The following is a 2,594-nucleotide window of genomic DNA, read 5'->3' as shown; positions in this document are numbered from 1 at the left end:
CGATGCTCGACATGCTGCACGACGTCGCGCTGCGCTGGCGCCGGGAAGACGCGCCCCAGACGGCGCCGCGCCAAGCCGCGGAATAGGCGGCAGGAAAATTCACGCAACAAAAAAGGCCGCTCTTTCGAGCGGCCTTTTCGTGTGCGGTATGAAGCGCCGAAAAGACGGACTGCTTAGCGCGAGTAGAACTCGACCACCATGTTCGGTTCCATCTTGACCGGGTAGGGCACGTCGGCCAGCAGCGGCACGCGGGTAAACGTGGCCTTCAGCTTGCCCTGGTCCATGTCGATATAGTCGGGCACGTCGCGCTCGCTCGACTTCACGGCTTCCAGCACGAAGGGATAATCCTTCGCGGCGCCGCGCACTTCGATCACGTCGCCGACCTTGATCTGGTAGCTCGGGATGGTGACGCGGCGGCCGTTGACGGCGATATGGCCATGGCTGACGAACTGGCGCGCGGCGAACACGGTCGCCACCACCTTCATGCGGTAGACCACGGCATCCAGGCGGCGCTCGAGCAGGCCGATCAGGTTCTCCGAGGTGTCGCCGCGGCGACGGTTCGCTTCCGCATAGGCGCGGCGGAACTGCTTCTCGGTGATGTTGCCGTAGTAGCCCTTCAGGCGCTGCTTGGCCATCAGCTGGGTGCCGTAATCGGTCGGCTTCTTGCGCTTCTGGCCGTGCTGACCCGGCGGATATTCGCGCTTGTTCAGCGGGCTCTTGGCGCGGCCCCAGAGGTTTTCGCCGAGGCGGCGGTTAATCTTGTACTTGGATTCCTGACGCTTGGTCATTCATGTAGTCCTGAATTCGGCGCATGAGGGGAAGGCAGCCACGACGACCCGTCCATGCAAGGAATGCCGATCCCCCCGGTGAGGAGCCGGGGAGGGCGCGCGCATCATAGGGATGATCGGCCCCCCGTCAAGCTTGCAGTGCCGGTCGAGGCCGGCGGCCAGGCCTTATCCGCCAGGCTTCATTCGCCAGACTTCGCCCGGAAGACCCCATCCGGGGTTTTTCTGGGAAAGCCACCGGCCTCGGCCAGCCAGCCGGGATCATTACTGAAAAATGCCGCATTTTTGGGCGCGAATATTTTATCTCTACTTAAAGTGTAATGGAGCCGGCCACTAAGCCAGCTTGCGCCTTGATATTGCGGCCGTTACTACTTGGGGGTTCGCTCCGGTCACGGAGCAGCAGGGGCGGCAGTCGGGGGCAGAAAACCAGGGCATTTGGCAGCGATATCCGGTCGGCCCGGCACGTCCTGACGGCCGGCGGCCCCTGAATTGCGGCATCGGACAAAGACATCAATCTGCGGCTTGGAAGTAAATCTCAAGTCAAAAACTGAAAAACGGGCGGTGTGCATGTATATCCGAAATATTGCGCCGGCAGACGATGCCAGGCCGTTCCGTTTTCCGCCTCTTCCCGTCCGGATATAAGCCCATGCGCCGCCTGAGCATTTCCCTCCGGGTCTCCGCCGCCTTCGTCGCGATCCTGCTGCTGCTGCTGGCGGTGGCCGGGCTGGCTTACCAGAATGTGCGTTTCCTGGAGCGCGCCCAGCAGGAAACCGCCGAAAGCTTCCGCCTGCTCGATGCCCTGGCCGGCCTGGCCCAGGCGATGTCGGACCAGGAAACCGCCGTGCGCGGCTTCGCGCTGTCGGAAGACGAAAGCCATCTCGACACCGTGAAGCTCGGTCGCGAGGCCAGCACCCGGTTGCTGGAGGAACTGAAAACCCTCACCGCCGGCGACACCGAACAGCAGGAGCGCCTGGCCCAGGCGACCAGCCGCATCGTCGACTGGCAGCTCAAATTCGCCGAAACGGCGGTCACCCGCCTGAAGGACGAAACCCGCCGCGAATCCGCCCTGCGCACGCTGCGTTCGCCGCTCAGCAAGGGCCAGATGGATGAGATCCGCGCCGCCCTGGGCGAGATGCGCGATGCCGAGCGCGCCGATCTCGCCCGCCGCAACCAGGCCCAGGATCTGGCTTTCATGCGGCTGGTGGAGATTTCCGCCATCGGCCTGGCGGTGCTGCTGCTGGTGATCGTCGTTGCCGTGGCGATGATCCGGCGCACCGTGGTGCGTCCGGTGCAGGCGATGACGACGACAATGCGCGGCCTCGCCGATGGCGATCTGGATGTCGTGGTCACCGGCGCCGAATATCGCGACGAAGTGGGCGAGATGGCCCGTGCCCTGCAGGTGTTCAAGGATGGCATGATCGCGCGCCGCGATGCCGAGGCCGAAATCGAGCACCAGCGCAATGAATCGGAAAAACGCCGCGTGGCCCGCGAGGCGCAGGAGCAGGTGGCGGCCCGCGAGATCGCCGATCTGGTCGGCGCGGTGGCGGCCGGCGACGTGGCGCGCCGTTTGTCGGAAGACGGCAAGGATGGCCTCTATCTCGCCATTGCCCAGGGTATCAACCGGCTGGCCGCCGCCGTCGAGGGCATGATCGGCGAGCTTGGCACCGTGCTGGGCGCCATGGCCGATGGCCGGCTCGATCGCCGCATCACCGGGAATTACGATGGCGCTTTCCGTCGCCTGAAGGACGATACCAACCGCATGGCCGAGCGTCTGTCGGACATCGTCCTGCGGCTCAGCCAGACGGCCGG

2 protein-coding genes are annotated in these 2,594 nt (G+C 64.7%); one reads left to right on the top strand and one right to left on the bottom strand.

The features are described from left to right. Nucleotides 1-173: 173 nt before the first annotated feature. Complete coding sequence (rpsD, locus tag Q1J79_RS13910) at nucleotides 174-788, bottom strand: 30S ribosomal protein S4 (protein ID WP_300301405.1); 615 nt, start codon at nucleotides 786-788, stop codon at nucleotides 174-176. Between the two features lie 643 nt (nucleotides 789-1,431). Between rpsD and Q1J79_RS13905 the strand changes: the two genes are divergently transcribed. Beyond that, the coding region (locus tag Q1J79_RS13905; protein WP_300301403.1) for a CHASE3 domain-containing protein at nucleotides 1,432-2,594 on the top strand (1,163 nt) is incomplete at its 3' end.

The organism is Ferrovibrio sp., assembly GCF_029255545.1.
Classification (GTDB): domain Bacteria; phylum Pseudomonadota; class Alphaproteobacteria; order Ferrovibrionales; family Ferrovibrionaceae; genus Ferrovibrio.
The sequence above is the reverse complement of the archived record's forward strand: the minus strand, read 5'-3'. Positions and strand labels throughout refer to the sequence as shown.